This window comes from Caulobacter sp. FG7 (assembly GCF_057808875.1).
The window spans coordinates 1-317 of the sequence record NZ_JBMDIW010000077.1 but is presented as its reverse complement, the minus strand read 5'-3'; the positions used below and the strand labels follow the sequence as shown (position 1 = coordinate 317).

The window sequence follows — 317 nt, the reverse complement described above, 5'->3', positions numbered from 1 at the left end:
CCCCGCGAAAGCGGGGACCCAGGTGTTTTATCGTCGAGCGCCACGCGTTTCAGAAAAAGCCTGGGTCCCCGCTTTCGCGGGGATTTTACGGGGAGGGGTCTGGGCGGCGAACGCGGCGGCAGCTGAAAACAGCCCCCCTCCGGCCCTTTGGGCCACCTCCCCCAGAGGGGGAGGATCAAAAGAAAAGGCCCCGGAGGTTTCCCTCCGGGGCCTGATCTTCAATCAGCGTATCGCTGGATCGATCGATTACTCGACGATTTTCGCGACGACGCCGGCGCCGACGGTGCGGCCGCCTTCACGGATGGCGAAGCGGAGCT

The 317-nt window shown here is 64.7% G+C and carries 1 protein-coding gene; it reads right to left on the bottom strand.

Annotation, left to right across the window (positions count from 1 at the left end; all coding sequences use genetic code 11):
* Positions 1-246: 246 nt before the first annotated feature.
* Positions 247-317 (bottom strand): EF-Tu C-terminal domain-related protein (locus ACODR1_RS24810; protein WP_313520581.1); only part of this gene is annotated, 71 nt, incomplete at its 5' end.